The sequence below is a fragment of the Mycobacterium sp. IS-1742 genome (assembly GCF_001500125.1).
Lineage (GTDB): Bacteria > Actinomycetota > Actinomycetes > Mycobacteriales > Mycobacteriaceae > Mycobacterium.
In genome coordinates this window covers 1-15,271 of sequence record NZ_LQIV01000014.1, presented here as the reverse complement: position 1 = coordinate 15,271, position 15,271 = coordinate 1, and the positions used below count along the sequence as shown (strand labels likewise).

Here is a 15,271-nt window from a genome sequence, read left to right as displayed (position 1 = left end):
ACATGCTGAGCCGCTGCATCGCCACCGACCCGCACGTGTTCGCCACCGAACACTGGGGTCGCCGACCGCTGCTCAGCCGTTCCGAGGCGCTGCCCCGCGATTTCGGCGATCTGCTCTCGCCCGACATGGTCGACGAGCTGATCGCCGAGCGCGGGGTACGTGCCCCGTTCATCCGGCTCGCCAAGGAGGGCGACGTCCTCGCCAAGGACTGCTACCTCGGGCCCGCCGGTTTCGGCGCGGAGATGCCCGACCAGGTCGACTCCGCCAAGGTGCTCACCCAGTTCGCCGCGGGCGCGACCATCGTGCTGCAGGGGCTGCACCGTCTCTGGCCCCCGGTGATCGACTTCGTCCGCCACCTCGTGGACGACCTCGGCCATCCGGTTCAGGCGAACGCCTACATCACGCCCCCCAGCAACCGGGGCTTCGAACCGCATTACGACGTCCACGACGTCTTCGTGCTGCAGGCGGCCGGCCACAAGCGCTGGGTCGTCCACGAACCCGTCCACCCGCACCCGCTGCCGTCGCAGCCGTGGACGCAGCACCGGGCCGCGGTGGCCCGGCGTGCCGCCGCCGAACCGGTGATCGACACCGTGCTGTCCGCCGGTGACGCGCTGTATCTCCCGCGCGGCTGGGTGCATTCGGCGCAGGCCCTCGACACGACGTCGATCCACCTCACCATCGGTGTGTCGGCGGTGACCGGTGTCGACGTGGCCCGCGCCGTCGTCGACGTGCTGGCGGACGACCCCGCGTTCCGGGCGTCGCTGCCCGTGGGCGGCGACCCGGGCGACCAGGATGAGATCATCGCCACGGTGACCAAGGTGATGGCACAGATGGTCGAGACCCTGCGCGACGATGCGACCGCGCTCAGCGGCGCGGCCGCGGATCGGTTGACGCGCAGGCACACCGAGCGGACCCGTCCGGCCGCCGTCCGCCCGTTGGCGACGCTCGACGCGGCCGCGCACGCCGACACCACTCCGGTGCGGTGGCGCCACGGGCTGGTCGCGACGGTCGACACCTCCGGTGACCGGATCGCGCTGCGGCTACCGGACCGGGTGGTCTCCTTCCCCGCCTCGTGCGCGGAGGCGGTGCTCGCGCTGCATCGCGGGTTGGTGGCCGACGCGAGCAGCCTGCCCGGACTCGACCGGGCGGACGGGACCGTGCTGATCCGCAGACTGCTGCGTGAAGCGGTCGTGACACCGGCGCCGGCCACCGTATGACGATGCGCAAGCGCACGCCGTGCAGTGATCAGTCGCTGCGTCGTGGCGACCCGATGTACGGCACCGCCTCAGCCGGAACCTCGTGGGTGTTGCTCGAATTGCCCGGCGGCTGGGGGCCTTCGGCGTTCCTGCAGTCGCCTGCGGTGATCGATCCCGAACTCGGGCGGGCGATCGTCCGCCGCGTCGAGGGCGCCAAGATGCGCATCGCGGCGATCCGCCGCCACGGCCGACGGTCCACCACTGCCCGGTGGCGGTGGTTCGTGGCCCGGACGGACATCGGCGGCGAGGCGCTGTATTCCGGGGAAGTCGACGGCCCGGGCGACTACCTCGATCTCGCGCTCGACGGCTCCGACGGCGCGCCGTCCACCGATCCCGTCGTAGCCGTGTGTGCGCACGGCAAACACGACCAGTGCTGCGCGGTGCGGGGGCGCGGCGCCATCGCGGCCATCGCCGCCGCCTATCCTGAAAGCGCTTGGGAGTGTTCCCATCTGGGCGGTGACCGCTTCGCGGCGACGATGCTCATCCTGCCGGCGGGCCTGTGCTACGGACGGGTGGACTCCACCGACGCGGCCGAGCTCGTGCGCCTCTACCTCGACGGCCGGTTGGACAACCGGTACCTGCGTGGCCGTACCTCGCTGCCGCATGCGGTGCAGGCGGCGCAGTACTTCGCACGCGAGAAGTACGGGGAAGATCGCATTGCGAGCCTCTCACCGCTGTCCGTCGAACGGGACGACCACCTCCACCGGGTGGTGCTCGACGGCGACTCGGGCCCGGTCGAGGTGACGCTCGACGAAGGGTGGTCGGAGCCGCTGCTCTCGCAGTGTCACGCCAAAGTGCCTGGGCGCGTGAAGGTCTACCACCTCGTGTCCATGACGCCTGCGTGATCCCGAGAGTCGGCCGTCAGCGGACCGCCGGCTCGGGCACCTTCCAGGCGCTGCCCTGTTCGCGGTCCAGCGCGGTGACGCCCTTGTTCCTCAGGCCGAAGACGTAGACCAGCAGGCTGACGCCGATCACCACCGTCACGTACACGATGAACAGACCGATCCGGTCGGCCGACTTCGCCCCCTGATACAGCAGCGGCGCCGTGCCGCCGAACGCCGAATTGGCCAGTGCGTAGCCCAGTCCGACACCGAGCGCGCGGACGTCGGCGGGGAACAACTCCGCCTTCACGATCGCGTTGACCGACGTGTAGCCGGTCAGGATGACGTAACCGACCGCGGTCAACGCGAACGCCATCAGCGGTGAGGTGGTCTGCGGCAGGAAGGTCAGCAGCACATAGGTGTAGAGGACGCCGCCGACGGCGAAGGACACCAGCAGGGGTTTGCGGCCCACTTTGTCGCTGAGCAACCCGCCGAGCGGCTGCAGGAGCATCAGGAAGATCAGGCCGAGCAGGTTGATCCACGTCCCGGTCAGCGCCCGGTCGGATCCGAAGGTGGACTTCACGATCGCCGGTGCGTTGATCGTGTACGTGTAGAACGCCACCGTGCCGCCCGCGGTGATCAGGAAACACAGCACCAGGGCACGCCAGTGCGTGGTGAACAGCGCCTTGACCGAACCGGCTTCGCGGTCCTTGCCTTCGCGGATCGCCTCCAGGTGGGAGTCGCTGAGCGATTCGTCCATCGAACGGCGCATCCACAGCACCACCAGGGCGGCGATGCCGCCGATGAAGAAGCCGATCCGCCATCCCCATTCGGTCACCGCCTCGACGTCCAGGACGGCGAGCGCGATCAGCAGCGTGAACTGCGCGAGCACGTGCCCGCCGACGAGGGTGACGTACTGGAACGACGACAGGAAGCCACGCCTGTGCGGGGTCGCCGCCTCGGACATGTAGGTCGCCGACGTGCCGTACTCCCCGCCGGTGGCGAACCCCTGCAGCAACCGGGCCGCGATGAGGATCACCGCCGCCCAGTAGCCGATGACCTCCCGGGTCGGCATGACGGCGACCACGAACGAGCACGACGACATCACGGTGATGCTGACCATCAACGCGGCCTTGCGCCCGCGCCGGTCCGCGAAGCGCCCGAAGAACCACGACCCCACGGGCCGCATCACGAACGTCACCGCGAAGATGGCGTAGATGTACAGCGTCGAATTCTCGTCGTCCTGGTCGAAGAACTGCGCCTCGAAGTACGTGGCGAACACGGTGTAGACGTAGACGTCGTACCACTCGACCAGGTTCCCCGCCGACCCCCTGACGGTGTTGAGCACGGCCCGCCGTGTGCTCGTGGGTGCCCGTGTCGGGCCGGTCGTGGCGGTCGGCGTCTCCCCATCGCTCATCGGGGGACGATAGCGCGGATGGCGGCGGCCAGGGCGGGGATCGGTCAACGCGCGGGCAAACACTCGACCCGATCTCGGCAAACACACTGCACCCACGCCGACTTTGCCTCAGAATCACTGCCGGACCGCCATCCGCGCCACGAGGGGGAATACCCATGAGCACGGCAGCCGAGCGCGCAGCACAGTTGGACCTGGTCGCCCGACTCAAGTCGGCGTACCCGGAGTTGCCGGACGCACCGACGCCCGACCAACTCGACCACGGCCGCATCACGGCCTACCTCAAGCCGGTGCACGACGTCGGCGGTGAGCCCGACGCCCCGATGAAGTACGAGAACAAGCAGTACGAACAGTGGGAGGAAGCCACCTACGTCATCTGCGAAGTCCTGGCCTGGCGGGGTATCTGGCTCTCCGAGGAGCGGCGCCGCATCGGCAACGTCGACGTCGGCCGGGCCCAGTATCTCGGGCTGCCCTACTACGGACGCTGGCTGCTCGCGGTGGCCCGCGTACTCGTGGAGAAGCACCACATCGGCCTCACCGAACTGACCGAGCGCATGGCCGAGGTGAAGGCTCGATACGCCGGCGGGCTCGACGGCCGGAAACCCGACGCGCAACCGAAGTTCGAGGGCGACGGTTCGCAGGTCGCCCGCAACGAGCACCACCGTCACGCGGTCGGCAAGGGGGATCCGCAGGTGTACGCCGGGCAGGCCGGCCAGCCGAAGTTCGCCGTCGGGGACGCGGTGCGGGTGCGCGAACTGCCGGTGCTGTTCTACACCCGCACCCCCGAGTACACCCGCGGTGCCACCGGCGTCATCGCGACGGTGGCCTACGAGAGCCCGGCCGCCGAGGACGAGACGTGGGACCGCACCGACGCCACGCCGGAGTGGTTCTACGTCGTGCGGTTCAACCAGTCCGAGCTGTGGCACGGCTACACCGGCACGGCCACCGACACCCTGCAGACCGAACTGCCCGAGCGTTGGCTCGAAGCGGCGAGCTGAACACCGAAGGACGCCACCGTGACCCACGACCACGACCACGACCACGACCACGACCGGACCGTCAAGCCGATGGTCGACGAGATCACCGACTTCGAGGTCCTCGAGATCGCGTTGCGTGAATTGTGCATCGAGAAGGGCATCTTCACCGCCGAGGAGCATCGCCACTTCACCGAGTTCGCCGAGCAGATCGGGCCCACCCCGGCCGCGCGTCTGGTCGCGCGGGCGTGGCTGGATCCCGACTTCAACGACCTGGCACTGCGCGAACCGATGACGGCCAGCAAGGAGGTCGGCGTCGACTGGATGGAACCGACCGGGTTCGGTACGCCCAGCGACTTCACCGCGTTCGAGATCCTCGCCGACACCCCCACCGTGCACCACGTGATCGTGTGCGCGCTGTGCTCGTGCTATCCGCGTCCGATCCTCGGCAACTCGCCGGAGTGGTACCGCACACCCAACTATCGCCGGCGTCTGGTCCGGTGGCCCCGTCAGGTGCTGGCCGAGTTCGGGCTCTATCTTCCCGACGACGTCGAGGTCCGGGTGCAGGACTCGAACCAGAAGCACCGCTTCATGGTGATGCCGATGCGCCCGGAGGGCACCGACGGCTGGACCGAGGAACAGCTCACCGAGATCATCACGCGCGACTGCCTCATCGGCGTCGCGCTGCCCAAGCCGGGTGTCACCACCAACGTCATCGTCGACACCCGCCCGGCGATCCATCCGATCGGTGACTGAGGCAACGCGATGAGTGCGTCCGAGCACACCCCGATCGAGACACTCGCCCGGATCGTCGAACGCGGTCAGGTGTGGCCGCGCATGGCCGCCAAGTACGGCGTCGAGAACCCGGTCCCGCCGTGGAAGACCAGCCTCGACGGGCTGTGCGACGCGCTCGATCACGGCGCCTGCGGCGAGGCGAACGTCCCGACGTTCGCGGAGCGCCGGGACGAGGAGGACCACCTGTCGGCGACCGTCTATGCCGATCTGCCCTACCCCGAGAACCAACTGGTGTCACTGGCCCACTCGCTGCTCGTCCGCGGCGTCATCGACGAGGCCGAACTGCGGCAACGCCTGGCCGGTGTGCGCGCCCGCCTCGAAGCCTCCTGACGCCGCCGGCGGCGGACCATCGCGACGTGATCCGAGTCGTCCATCTGCTCACGCTGCTGGGCCTCGTCGCCGTGCCCGCGGCCGGCTGGTTCGCCGCGGGCTGGTCGGGCGGCACCACGCTCGCCGTGTACTGGGTCGAGAATGTGGCGACGTGCGTGTTCATCTCGCTGCGAATCCTCGTGCACCAGAGGTGGACTCCCCGGCGCGGACATTTCCGGTACACCGCGCCGAGCGCGGACCGGCGCACCGCCCGCGGCTCGTTCCTCGCCGGTTTCGCCGTCACCGGTTTCGCCTTCTGCGCCGCGCACGGGGTGTTCCTGGGTGTCATCCTGTTTCTGCTCGACCACAACGGCAAAGGCGGATTCGCCGAAATCGACTGGCGTAGTGTCGGACTGGGCTGCGCGGGGGTGGTCGTGCTGCTCGTCGTCGACTTCGTCGCCGACCTGCCCGTGCTGCGCCAATTGTCGTTCCATCGGCTCGAGCAGACCGCCAACCAGGGTGTCGGTCGCGTCATCGTCGTCCACCTCACGCTCATCTTCGGCATGGTGGGGGTGGCCGTGACCGGGGCGCCGTCGACGTTCTTCGGGGTCTTCATCGCCCTCAAGACGCTGTTCGCGATCAGCACGGCGCTGCCCCAGTGGGAGCCCGAGGCGGCGCCGGCATGGTTCAGCCGCCTGATGAACCGCCTGCCCAATGTGCACAAGGGCCGGACCTTCGAGGAGTTCTGGGCCGCCGACCGCGCCGCCGAGCGCGCACGCCGCGAGCAGAACGAGCGACCGTGGAGCGCCGGCCGCCGCGGGTAAGGCAGGCTGGAGCCCGATGACCGTCCCGCTGCTCGACGATCCGAGTGACCTCGCGTCCCTGCGCGCCAAGGGCGCCGACGCCGACGACCTGTTCGCCGCGTTCGCCGCATGGGCCGAAGGAAACGGCACGGCGTTGTATCCGGCGCAGGAGGAGTCGCTGATCGAACTGCTCAGCGGCGCGAACGTCATCCTCGCCACCCCCACCGGCTCCGGGAAGTCGCTGGTCGCCACGGGTGCGCAGTACGCGGCGCTGGCTCGATCTTCCGCAGGGCACGGTCGCAGCTACTACACCGCGCCGATCAAGGCGCTGGTCAGCGAGAAGTTCTTCGCGCTGTGCGGGGTGTTCGGCGCGGAGAACGTCGGCATGCTCACCGGCGACGCGGCGGTCAACGCTGCGGCGCCGATCATCGCCTGCACCGCCGAGGTGCTCGCCAACATCGCGCTGCGCGAAGGGTCCGGCTGTGACGCCGGGCTCGTGGTCATGGATGAGTTCCACTTCTATGGCGACCCGGACCGGGGCTGGGCCTGGCAGGTGCCGCTGCTCGAACTGCCGCGCGCCCAGTTCCTGCTGATGTCGGCCACGCTCGGTGACGTCACGTTCCTGCGCGAGGACCTCACCCGGCGCACCGGCAGGCCGACGGCGCTGGTCGCCAACGCCGAACGTCCGGTTCCGCTGTTCTACTCGTACGCGACCACGCCGATGCACGAGACGATCTCCGATCTGCTCGACACCAAGCAGGCGCCGATCTACGTCGTCCACTTCACCCAGGCGTCCGCGCTCGAGCGCGCGCAGGCACTCATGAGCATCAACGTGTGCACCAAGGCGGAGAAGGCCGCGATCGCGGAGCTCATCGGGGCCTTCCGCTTCTCCACGGCCTTCGGCGCCACACTGTCGCGGTTGGTGCGCCACGGTATCGGCGTCCACCACGCCGGGATGCTGCCCAAGTACCGGCGCCTGGTCGAGCAACTCGCCCAGGCCGGTCTGCTGAAGGTCATCTGCGGTACCGACACCCTGGGCGTCGGCATCAACGTGCCCATTCGCACCGTCGTGTTCTCGGCCCTGTCGAAGTACGACGGCACCCGTACCCGGCTGCTCAACGCGCGTGAGTTCCACCAGATCGCGGGGCGGGCCGGCCGCGCCGGTTACGACACCGCCGGCACCGTCGTCGTGCAGGCGCCCGACCACGAGGTGGAGAACCTCAAACAGTTCGCGAAGGTCGCCGACGATCCCAAGAAGCGGCGGAAGTTGGTGCGCCGCAAGGTACCCGAGGGCATGGTGCCGTGGAGCGAGTCGACCATGACCCGTCTGGTGGACGCCGCACCGGAAGCCCTGCAGAGCAACATGCGGGTGTCGACGGCGATGATCCTCGACGTCGTCGCCCGGCCGGGCGATCCGTTCCAGGCGATGCGTCGGCTGCTCACCGACAACCACGAACCCCGCAGGCGCCAGCTGCAGCTCATCCGTGAGGCGGTCGGCGTCGCCCGCTCTCTGCTGCAGGCCGGTGTCATCGAGCGGGTCGACACCCCGGAGGGCCGGCGCTACCGGTTGACCGTCGACCTGCCCGACGATTTCGCACTCAACCAGCCGCTGTCGACGTTCGCGCTCGCCGCCATCGAGGTGCTCGACAGCACCTCGGAAAACTATGCGCTGGATGTGGTTTCGGTGATCGAGGCGACGCTCGAGGACCCCCGCCAGATCCTGGCCGCGCAGCTGAAGAAGGCCAGGGGCGAGGCGGTGGCCGCGATGAAGGCCGAGGGCATCGACTACGACGAGCGCATCGAACTCCTCGACGACGTCACCTATCCCAAACCGCTCGAGGAGCTGCTCGAGCACACCTTCGAGGTGTACCTGCAGAGCAATCCGTGGGCCGCCGACGGCACGCTGTCCCCCAAGTCGGTGGTGCGCGAGATGTGGGAGCGGGCGTTCACGTTCCGCGAGTACGTCAGCGTCTACGGCCTGACCCGTTCGGAGGGTGCGGTGCTGCGCTATCTGTCCGACGCGTACAAGGCGTTGCGCTCCGGTGTACCGGCCGCGGCCCGTACCGAAGAGGTCACCGACATCGTCGAGTGGTCGGGTGAACTTGTGCGCCAAGTGGATTCGAGCCTGCTCGACGAATGGGAGAAACTCACCAGCCCGGACCAGCACGACCGACGTGCCCCGGAGATCCCAGCGGTGCCTGCGCGTCCGCGGCCGTTGACCGGCAACCAGCGCGCGTTCACCGCGATGGTCCGCAACGCGCTGTTCCGGCGGGTCGAGCTGTTCGCCCGGCGTCGCTGGGCCGATCTCGGCGAGCTGGACGCCGGCTCGGGGTGGACCGCGCAGCGCTGGGCGGAGGTCGGTGACGCGTACTTCGCCGAACACGACGACGTGGGCACCGGCGCGGACGCCCGCGGCCCGGCACTGCTGATCTTCGACCGGCGGCCCGCTCTGTGGCGGGTGCGGCAGATCCTCGACGACCCGGCCGGCGACCGCGACTGGGGTTTCGACGTCGAGGTGGATCTCGAGGCCTCCGACGAGGAGGGCTCGGCGGTCCTGCGCCTCGTCGATGCGGGCCGCCTGGACTGACGCCGCGACGTCATTTCCAGGCGAAGACCGGCTGTTCCAGGTCGTCGACGCGGTCGGGGCGGCCTTCGAGGCCGAGCCACCGCAGTTGCAGCAGCACCGCACCGGTCGGCGCGTGGATCAGGTCGTTGCCCAACGGGATCTGCACCACCGGCCGAGGGCTCTCCGGGATCGTGACGAACCGGGGCGAATCGTCGCGCTGCAGCTGATGCAGGCCCACCCGGTAGGCGGCGACCACCTCGTCGGGGGCGGGCCGCAGATCGAGCCGGCCGCCGCCCCAGACGACCACGGGGGTGATGACGTATCCGGAGCGCGTCGGATAGTCGTCGAGCAGTCCGAGCACCGATGAATCCGGCAGCGAGACGCCGAGCTCCTCGTCCAGTTCGCGCAGTGCGGCCTCGACCGCGGTCTCCCCCGGGTCGAGCCGTCCGCCGGGCAGCGCCCACTGAGCCGCATGCGACGACAGTCGGGAGGCCCTGCGGCACAACAGGAACGCCGCACCGCCGGAGACGTCGACCATCCGACCGTCGAGGCCGGCCTCGGGCATCGGCCTGCCCGCGATCCAGTCGTCGACCGGCGCCGGGTCCACCCGGTCCTCCCCGGTCTCGGAGTCGACGAGGACCACCGCCACCGCCGCATGCCGCTTGGTCGGGTCGGTCACGGTGCGACGCTCGTGGCCGGCCAGGTGAATCCGGATGCGCTCGCGCAGCGGCTCGTCGTAGGTGATCGTCACGCACTCACCGTAGGACCCGGCTGCGCTGGAGTTCCTCGCGGATCACGGCCACGAAGCCGTCGACGTCGTCCTCGGTGGTGTCCCACGCGGTCATCCAGCGGACCTCGCCGCGGGACCGGTTCCAGTCGTAGAAGCGCACCCGGTCCCGGATGCGGTCGGCCGCCGCGGTGGGCAGCGTCGCGAAGATCGCGTTGGCCGCGGTGTCCTGGGTGAAGGCCAGGCCGGGCAACGTCCCGTCCTCGACACCTTCCTCCAGTGCGGTGCGCAGCCGCGCGGCCATGGCGTTCGCGTGCGCCGCACTGCGCAGGCCGAGGTCGTCGTCGAACAGCGCCAGCAGTTGCGCGGAGGCGAACCGCATCTTGCTGGCCAGCTGCATCGTCAGCTTGCGCAGATAACTCAGACCCGCCGCGCGGTCCGGGTCGAGGACGATCACGGCCTCCACGGCGAGCAGCCCGTTCTTGGTGCCGCCGAGGCTGAGGACGTCCACCCCGGCGTCAGTGGTGAAGTCGCGGAACGGCGCGTCGAGGGCCGCGGCGGCATTCCACAGCCGGGACCCGTCCATGTGCACGGCCATCCCCCGGTTGTGCGCGTGATCCGCGACCGCTCGCACCTCCGCGGGGCTGTAGACGGTGCCCAGTTCGGTGGTCTGGGTGATGCTGACCGCAAGCGGCTGGGCGCGGTGTTCGTTGCCCCACCCCCAGGCCTCGCGCTCGACGAGCTCGCGGGTCAGCTTGCCGTCCGGTGCGCCGACGGTGAGCAGTTTGAGGCCGGTCATTCGCTCCGGGGCGCCCGCTTCGTCGGTGTGGATGTGCGCGGTGGACGCCGCGATGACCGCGCCCCAGCGCGGCAGCACGCTGGTGAGCGAGATGACGTTGGCCCCGGTGCCGTTGAACACCGGGAACACCTCGGCCCGCTCGCCGAAGTGCTCGTGAACGACCTCGCGGAGCCGTTCGGTGTACCGGTCCTCCCCGTACGCCGGCTGGTGGCCACCGTTCGCCGCGGCCAGCGCGGCCAGCACCTCCCGGTGCACGCCGGCGTAGTTGTCGCTGGCGAAGCCGCGCCAGTCCGGGTCGTGGAGCGAGGAGAGCGTCACCGGGCAATCCTTCCACCGCCGTTGACATGCAAGTGGCTGCTTGCCTATCGTCGTCGGTGTGGGTGACGTCTTCAAGGCGCTGGCCGATCCCACGCGCCGGACGATCCTCGACGAACTGGCCGACCGGAACGGGCAGACGCTGTTCGAGATCTGCGCGCGCCTGACCACCAAGCACGGGCTCGGCTCGTCGCGCCAGGCGATCTCGCAGCATCTCGACGTCCTCGAGGATGCGGGCTTGGTCCAGACCAGGCGCGAAGGCCGGTACAAGTTCCACTACCTCGACACCACACCGCTGGAACCGATCGTCGAGCGGTGGCTCGACAAGACCCGGAAGGACAGGGAGGCACCACCATGAAGATCCATCTGACGAGCGTGCTCGTCGACGATCAGGACAAGGCGCTGCGCTTCTACACCGAGATCCTCGGCTTCACCCCGAAACACGACATCCCCATGGGCCCGGCGCGGTGGATCACCGTGGTGTCCCCGGAGAATCCGGACGGCACCGAACTCGTCCTCGAACCGGACGGCCACCCTGCCGCCAAACCGTTCAAGGAGGCCCTGGTCGCCGACGGGATCCCGTTCACGTCGTTCGCCGTGGACGATGTGGCGGCGGAGTTCGAGCGGCTGACCGGGCTCGGGGTGAGGTTCACCCAGGAACCCGTGGACATGGGGCCGGTGACCACCGCGGTGTTCGACGACACCTGCGGAAACCTGATCCAGATCGCACACCAGAAGTAAGCGCCGACCGCCGCCATTCTATCGATCGGGTGGGGGCTTGCGGCAAGGGCGGGGTCATCCCCCAAAATGGCTGGCTTCGGCCGGATTCGAGGGGTGATGACGCGGTCATGCAGGAGTACGAGGACGAGCTGCGGTCCGAGCGCAGCTACGTGACCGGTCTGTACACGCGCCTCGACGGCGAACGCGCGCGGGCCAGGGAGAAGTACGCCGCCGCACTGCGTGGTGACGGTGCGCTCGTGGAACGGGACGCCGAGGTGCGGGCGCTGGCCAACGAGATCCAACGCCTCGACGTGGCGGACGACGGGCTGTGCTTCGGCCGGTTGGACGCCGACTCCGGTGAGCGGCTCTACATCGGCCGAATCGGGCTCTTCGACCGCGACGACGATTTCGAACCGCTGCTGCTCGACTGGCGGGCGCCGTTGGCGCGGGCGTTCTACGTCGCCACCGCTGCGCACCCGGAGGGTATGCGCAGGCGCCGTCAGTTCCACACGCGCGGGCGGCGGGTGCTCGACTTCACCGACGAGGTCCTCGGCCGGCCCCGCGGTGACGAACGCGGCGGCGAGTCGGCACTGCTGGCCGCGGTGAACGCACCGCGCGGTGAGGGTATGCGCGACATCGTCGCGACCATCCAGGCCGAGCAGGACGCGATCATCCGGCTCGACCACTCGGGGGTGCTGGTGATCGAGGGCGGGCCGGGCACCGGTAAGACCGTGGTGGCCCTGCATCGGGTCGCCTATCTGCTGTACACGCAGCGCGCCCGCATCGAGCGTCACGGTGTGCTGGTGATCGGTCCGAATCCCGCGTTCCTCGACCACATCAGCCGGGTGCTGCCGTCGCTGGGTGAGACGAACGTCGTGCTGATGACGACCGGCGATCTGGTGCCCGGCCTTTCGGTGACCGCCGAGGACGGCGCCGAGGCCGTCGCGCTGAAGGGTTCGCTCGAGATCCTCGACGTGCTGGCCGCGGCCGTCGCCGACCGCGAACGGGTGCCCGAGCGACCCCTGGTCATCGAACTGCCCGACGTCACCGTGCAGATCGACCCCGACACCGCGCAGTGGGCGATCGACGAGGCCCGCGGAAGCGGATTGCCACACAACCACGCGCGCAGGGTCTTTCGCGACACGGTCGAATACGTGCTCACCGAACGCGCGGTCAGCCGGATCGGCAGGGGCTGGCTGTCGCGCGCCGACAAGGGCGCGTGGGAGGAGCTACGCGCCGATGTGCTCGAAGATCTCGCGGACAGCGAACAGTACCTCGCGGCGCTCGACCAGCTGTGGCCGTCCCTGACCCCGCAGCAACTGCTGTCCGAACTCTACGAATCCCGCGAACGCCTGCAGGCGGCAGGCGCCGACGAGAGGTTGTGGCGTTCCGACGGTGCCGCGTGGACGGTGTCGGACGTGCCGTTGCTCGACGAACTGGTCGACCTGCTGGGCCGCGACACGGCCGCGGACATCGCCGCCGAGAAGGCGCGGGTGGCCGAAACCGACTACGCCGAGGGCGTTCTCGAATCGATGGTCGCGCACGAGGATCTCATGGACGACGAGGATCTGCTGCTGGCCACGGATCTGATGCGGGGCGAGGAGCTGGCGGAGCGCTTCACCGAGCGCGACAACCGGGAGCTCGCCGAACGTGCTGCGGCAGATCGGGATTGGACCTACCGGCACGTCGTGGTCGACGAGGCGCAGGAACTCTCGGAGATGGACTGGCGGGTGCTGATGCGACGCTGCCCGAGCAAGTCGTTCACGATCGTGGGCGATCTGGCCCAACGCCGTTCGCCGGCCGGGGCGCGATCCTGGTCGGAGATGCTCGAACCGTACGTGCCGGGCCGCTGGCTCTACCGCCCGCTGTCGGTGAACTACCGCACCCCCGCGGAGATCATGGCGGTTGCGGCGGCGGTGCTCGCCGAGTTCGCGCCCGCCGTCACGCCGCCCGAGTCGGTCCGGTCCACCGGTGTGCCGCCGTGGCGCAGGCTGGTGGCCCCAGACGAAATAGCCTCTGCCATCGCGGATTTCATGCAGGAGGAGGACGCCAGGGACGGCACGTGCGTCGTGATCGGACCGCCGGATGTTCCCGGCACCGTCGCCCCCGCGGATGTCAAGGGTCTGGAGTTCGACGCCGTCCTCCTGGTCGAACCGGAGCGCATCTTCGACGGTCCGCGCGGCGCCGCAGACCTCTACGTCGCCCTCACCCGCGCGACGCAGCGCCTCGCCATCGCGCACTGCGGCCCGCTTCCGCCGGCGCTGGCGGGGTTGACCGAACATCGCGTCGATCGGGAAGCCGCGAGCTAGGGTCGACGGATGCGCATCGTCAGTCGGTCCGTAGCAGCCGTCGCCGTGGCCGCGAGTGCACTCGCCTCGGCGATCCCGGCGGCGGCCCAACCCCCCGCGCCGACGATCACCCAGATACCCGAACGTCCCCAGGCGGAAGGCTTTACGACGTTCGTCGACACTCCGGCGATCGTGGACCCCCGCCCGCAGAGCATCGAGTCGTGGGGCCGGCTACCCGACGACCGCACCATCACGGTGCGCTTCACCTCCGGCACGCCCGAGTGCTACGGCGTCCACGCGGAGGTGCAGGAGACGGCGGACATCGTCGCGGTGAAGCTGCGCCACGGTGTGCTGCCGGAAGCGGTCAATCGGGCGTGCATCGCGATCGGCGTGTTCGCGAGCCTGCCCGTCGCGCTGCAGTCGCCGGTCGGCAGCCGAGCCGTCGTCAGCATCACCTGATCGGGAGATGTCGGACCCGTCTGCTTGTATGGGGTCATGCCTTCGGGCGCACCGTGTTTCGTCCCGAGCACGCCGAGTGCTGCGCGGCTGGAGGCGTTGTTCGAGGAACTGTCCGAGCTCGCCGGTCAGCGCAACGCCCTCGACGGCCCATCGTGGAGATCGCCGCCGAAATCGACCGTGAGCGGTTGTGGGGCGCCACCGGGGCCCGCTCAGTCGCCGCGCTTGTGGCGTGGAAGACCGGTGTGTCTGCGGCGAATGCGAAAACCATCACTACCATCGCCGACCGGATCGAGGAATTCCCGCGCTGCATCGCAGATCTACGGGAAGGACGACTCTCCCTCGATCAAGTCGGGGTGATCGCCGCGGGCGCCGGCGCTGGATCTGATCAGCATTACGCCGAACTCGCCGCCAACGCCTCGGTCAGCCAGCTGCGCACCGCCATCAAACTCGAACCCAAACCGGAACCCGCGCCGGAGGCCGAGCTGCCCGAGCCGAAACCTTCCCCTGATCCCGTCCCGCAGCCGTCGATCACCAAGACCTCCGATGAGCAGTACACCTGCTGGCGGATCGCCCTGCCCCATGTGGAGGCGGCGGTGTTCGACGCCGCCCTGCAGTCCCACCACGATGGGCTGGTCGCGCAGTGCAAACGCGACCACGGGGATGGTCCAGCCGAGGGCCGGCCGCCGCTGCCCACCACCATCGACGCCTTCCTGGCGCTGGTCGACGTCGGGTGGGACGCCGAAGCCGCCCGCCGCCCGCACGGGCAGCGCACCACCGTCGTCGTGCATCTCGACATTCAAAGACCGCATCGCCGCCCTCCACCTCGGCCCGCTGCTGCCCGACGCCGACCGGCGATATCTCACCTGCGACGCCACCTGCGAGGTGTGGTTCGAACGCGACGGCCAACCTCTCGGCGCCGGGCGCACCACCCGGCTGATCAACCGCCAACTGCGCCGCGCCCTCGAGCACCGCGACCGCACCTGCGTGGTCCCCGGTTGTGGGGCCACCCGCGGGCTGCACGCCCA

General features: G+C 69.5%; 14 protein-coding genes and 1 pseudogene. 12 read left to right on the top strand and 3 right to left on the bottom strand.

The window, feature by feature from the left end:
* Window positions 1-2 precede the first annotated feature (2 nt).
* Window positions 3-1,217, top strand: coding sequence for a cupin domain-containing protein (locus tag AU196_RS10870; RefSeq protein ID WP_059095085.1), 1,215 nt, complete (start codon window positions 3-5; stop codon window positions 1,215-1,217).
* Window positions 1,214-2,101: a ferredoxin family protein gene (locus AU196_RS10865; protein WP_059095084.1), complete on the top strand. Its 888-nt coding sequence runs from the start codon at window positions 1,214-1,216 to the stop codon at window positions 2,099-2,101. Before AU196_RS10870 ends, AU196_RS10865 begins: the two co-directional genes overlap by 4 nt.
* Before the next feature lie 16 nt (window positions 2,102-2,117).
* Here the strand turns inward: AU196_RS10865 and AU196_RS10860 are convergent, their stop codons facing one another.
* Window positions 2,118-3,494, bottom strand: a complete 1,377-nt coding sequence (locus tag AU196_RS10860; RefSeq protein ID WP_059095083.1) for an MFS transporter — start codon at window positions 3,492-3,494, stop codon at window positions 2,118-2,120.
* A 155-nt stretch (window positions 3,495-3,649) separates the two neighbouring features.
* Between AU196_RS10860 and AU196_RS10855 the strand changes: the two genes are divergently transcribed.
* The 5 genes from AU196_RS10855 (at window position 3,650) to AU196_RS10835 (ending at window position 8,959) form a co-directional block, all read left to right on the top strand.
* Window positions 3,650-4,489: a nitrile hydratase subunit beta gene (locus AU196_RS10855; protein WP_059095082.1), complete on the top strand. Its 840-nt coding sequence runs from the start codon at window positions 3,650-3,652 to the stop codon at window positions 4,487-4,489.
* 69 nt (window positions 4,490-4,558) lie between these two features.
* On the top strand, window positions 4,559-5,221 hold the full coding sequence (gene scnC, locus AU196_RS10850) for a thiocyanate hydrolase subunit gamma (RefSeq protein ID WP_197415759.1): 663 nt from the start codon (window positions 4,559-4,561) through the stop codon (window positions 5,219-5,221).
* Between the two features lie 9 nt (window positions 5,222-5,230).
* Complete coding sequence (locus AU196_RS10845) at window positions 5,231-5,590, top strand: hypothetical protein (protein ID WP_059095080.1); 360 nt, start codon at window positions 5,231-5,233, stop codon at window positions 5,588-5,590.
* Window positions 5,591-5,616: 26 nt separating this feature from the next.
* Window positions 5,617-6,393 (top strand): DUF6498-containing protein, encoded by a 777-nt coding sequence (locus AU196_RS10840; RefSeq protein ID WP_059095079.1) that lies wholly within the window; start codon window positions 5,617-5,619, stop codon window positions 6,391-6,393.
* Window positions 6,394-6,409: 16 nt separating this feature from the next.
* On the top strand, window positions 6,410-8,959 hold the full coding sequence (locus tag AU196_RS10835) for a DEAD/DEAH box helicase (protein WP_059095078.1): 2,550 nt from the start codon (window positions 6,410-6,412) through the stop codon (window positions 8,957-8,959).
* A gap of 10 nt (window positions 8,960-8,969) precedes the next feature.
* Here the strand turns inward: AU196_RS10835 and AU196_RS10830 are convergent, their stop codons facing one another.
* Window positions 8,970-9,689 carry an NUDIX hydrolase gene (locus AU196_RS10830; protein ID WP_059095077.1) on the bottom strand — a complete coding sequence of 240 codons (720 nt, stop codon included), beginning with the start codon at window positions 9,687-9,689 and terminating at the stop codon, window positions 8,970-8,972.
* A gap of 4 nt (window positions 9,690-9,693) precedes the next feature.
* A complete protein-coding gene (locus AU196_RS10825) occupies window positions 9,694-10,782 on the bottom strand; it encodes a threonine aldolase family protein (RefSeq protein WP_059095076.1) in 1,089 nt (362 codons plus the stop codon).
* Between the two features lie 58 nt (window positions 10,783-10,840).
* On the opposite strand from AU196_RS10825, the gene AU196_RS10820 reads away from it, so the two are divergent.
* The 5 genes and pseudogenes from AU196_RS10820 to AU196_RS10800 form a co-directional block, all read left to right on the top strand.
* Window positions 10,841-11,137 carry an ArsR/SmtB family transcription factor gene (locus AU196_RS10820; protein WP_059095075.1) on the top strand — a complete coding sequence of 99 codons (297 nt, stop codon included), beginning with the start codon at window positions 10,841-10,843 and terminating at the stop codon, window positions 11,135-11,137.
* Entirely contained in the window at window positions 11,134-11,520 is a 387-nt protein-coding gene (locus tag AU196_RS10815; RefSeq protein WP_059095074.1) for a VOC family protein, read from the top strand. The genes AU196_RS10820 and AU196_RS10815 overlap by 4 nt, the downstream gene beginning before the upstream one ends.
* 107 nt (window positions 11,521-11,627) lie before the next feature.
* Entirely contained in the window at window positions 11,628-13,808 is a 2,181-nt protein-coding gene (helR, locus tag AU196_RS10810) for an RNA polymerase recycling motor ATPase HelR (protein WP_059095073.1), read from the top strand.
* Window positions 13,809-13,817: 9 nt separating this feature from the next.
* Window positions 13,818-14,246: a hypothetical protein gene (locus AU196_RS10805; RefSeq protein WP_059095072.1), complete on the top strand. Its 429-nt coding sequence runs from the start codon at window positions 13,818-13,820 to the stop codon at window positions 14,244-14,246.
* Between the two features lie 36 nt (window positions 14,247-14,282).
* Window positions 14,283-15,271: pseudogene (locus AU196_RS10800) on the top strand (13E12 repeat family protein); the annotation flags it as partial.

Excerpts from the sequence above, each read along its gene's own strand:
- scnC (WP_197415759.1), top strand. The coding sequence starts at position 4,559 with ATGGTCGACGAGATCACCGACTTCGAGGTCCTCGAGATCGCGTTGCGT.
- AU196_RS10835 (WP_059095078.1), top strand. The coding sequence starts at position 6,410 with ATGACCGTCCCGCTGCTCGACGATCCGAGTGACCTCGCGTCCCTGCGC.
- AU196_RS10870 (WP_059095085.1), top strand. The coding sequence starts at position 3 with ATGCTGAGCCGCTGCATCGCCACCGACCCGCACGTGTTCGCCACCGAA.
- AU196_RS10815 (WP_059095074.1), top strand. The coding sequence starts at position 11,134 with ATGAAGATCCATCTGACGAGCGTGCTCGTCGACGATCAGGACAAGGCG.
- AU196_RS10845 (WP_059095080.1), top strand. The coding sequence starts at position 5,231 with ATGAGTGCGTCCGAGCACACCCCGATCGAGACACTCGCCCGGATCGTC.
- helR (WP_059095073.1), top strand. The coding sequence starts at position 11,628 with ATGCAGGAGTACGAGGACGAGCTGCGGTCCGAGCGCAGCTACGTGACC.
- AU196_RS10860 (WP_059095083.1), bottom strand. The coding sequence starts at position 3,494 with ATGAGCGATGGGGAGACGCCGACCGCCACGACCGGCCCGACACGGGCA.
- AU196_RS10865 (WP_059095084.1), top strand. The coding sequence starts at position 1,214 with ATGACGATGCGCAAGCGCACGCCGTGCAGTGATCAGTCGCTGCGTCGT.
- AU196_RS10855 (WP_059095082.1), top strand. The coding sequence starts at position 3,650 with ATGAGCACGGCAGCCGAGCGCGCAGCACAGTTGGACCTGGTCGCCCGA.
- AU196_RS10805 (WP_059095072.1), top strand. The coding sequence starts at position 13,818 with ATGCGCATCGTCAGTCGGTCCGTAGCAGCCGTCGCCGTGGCCGCGAGT.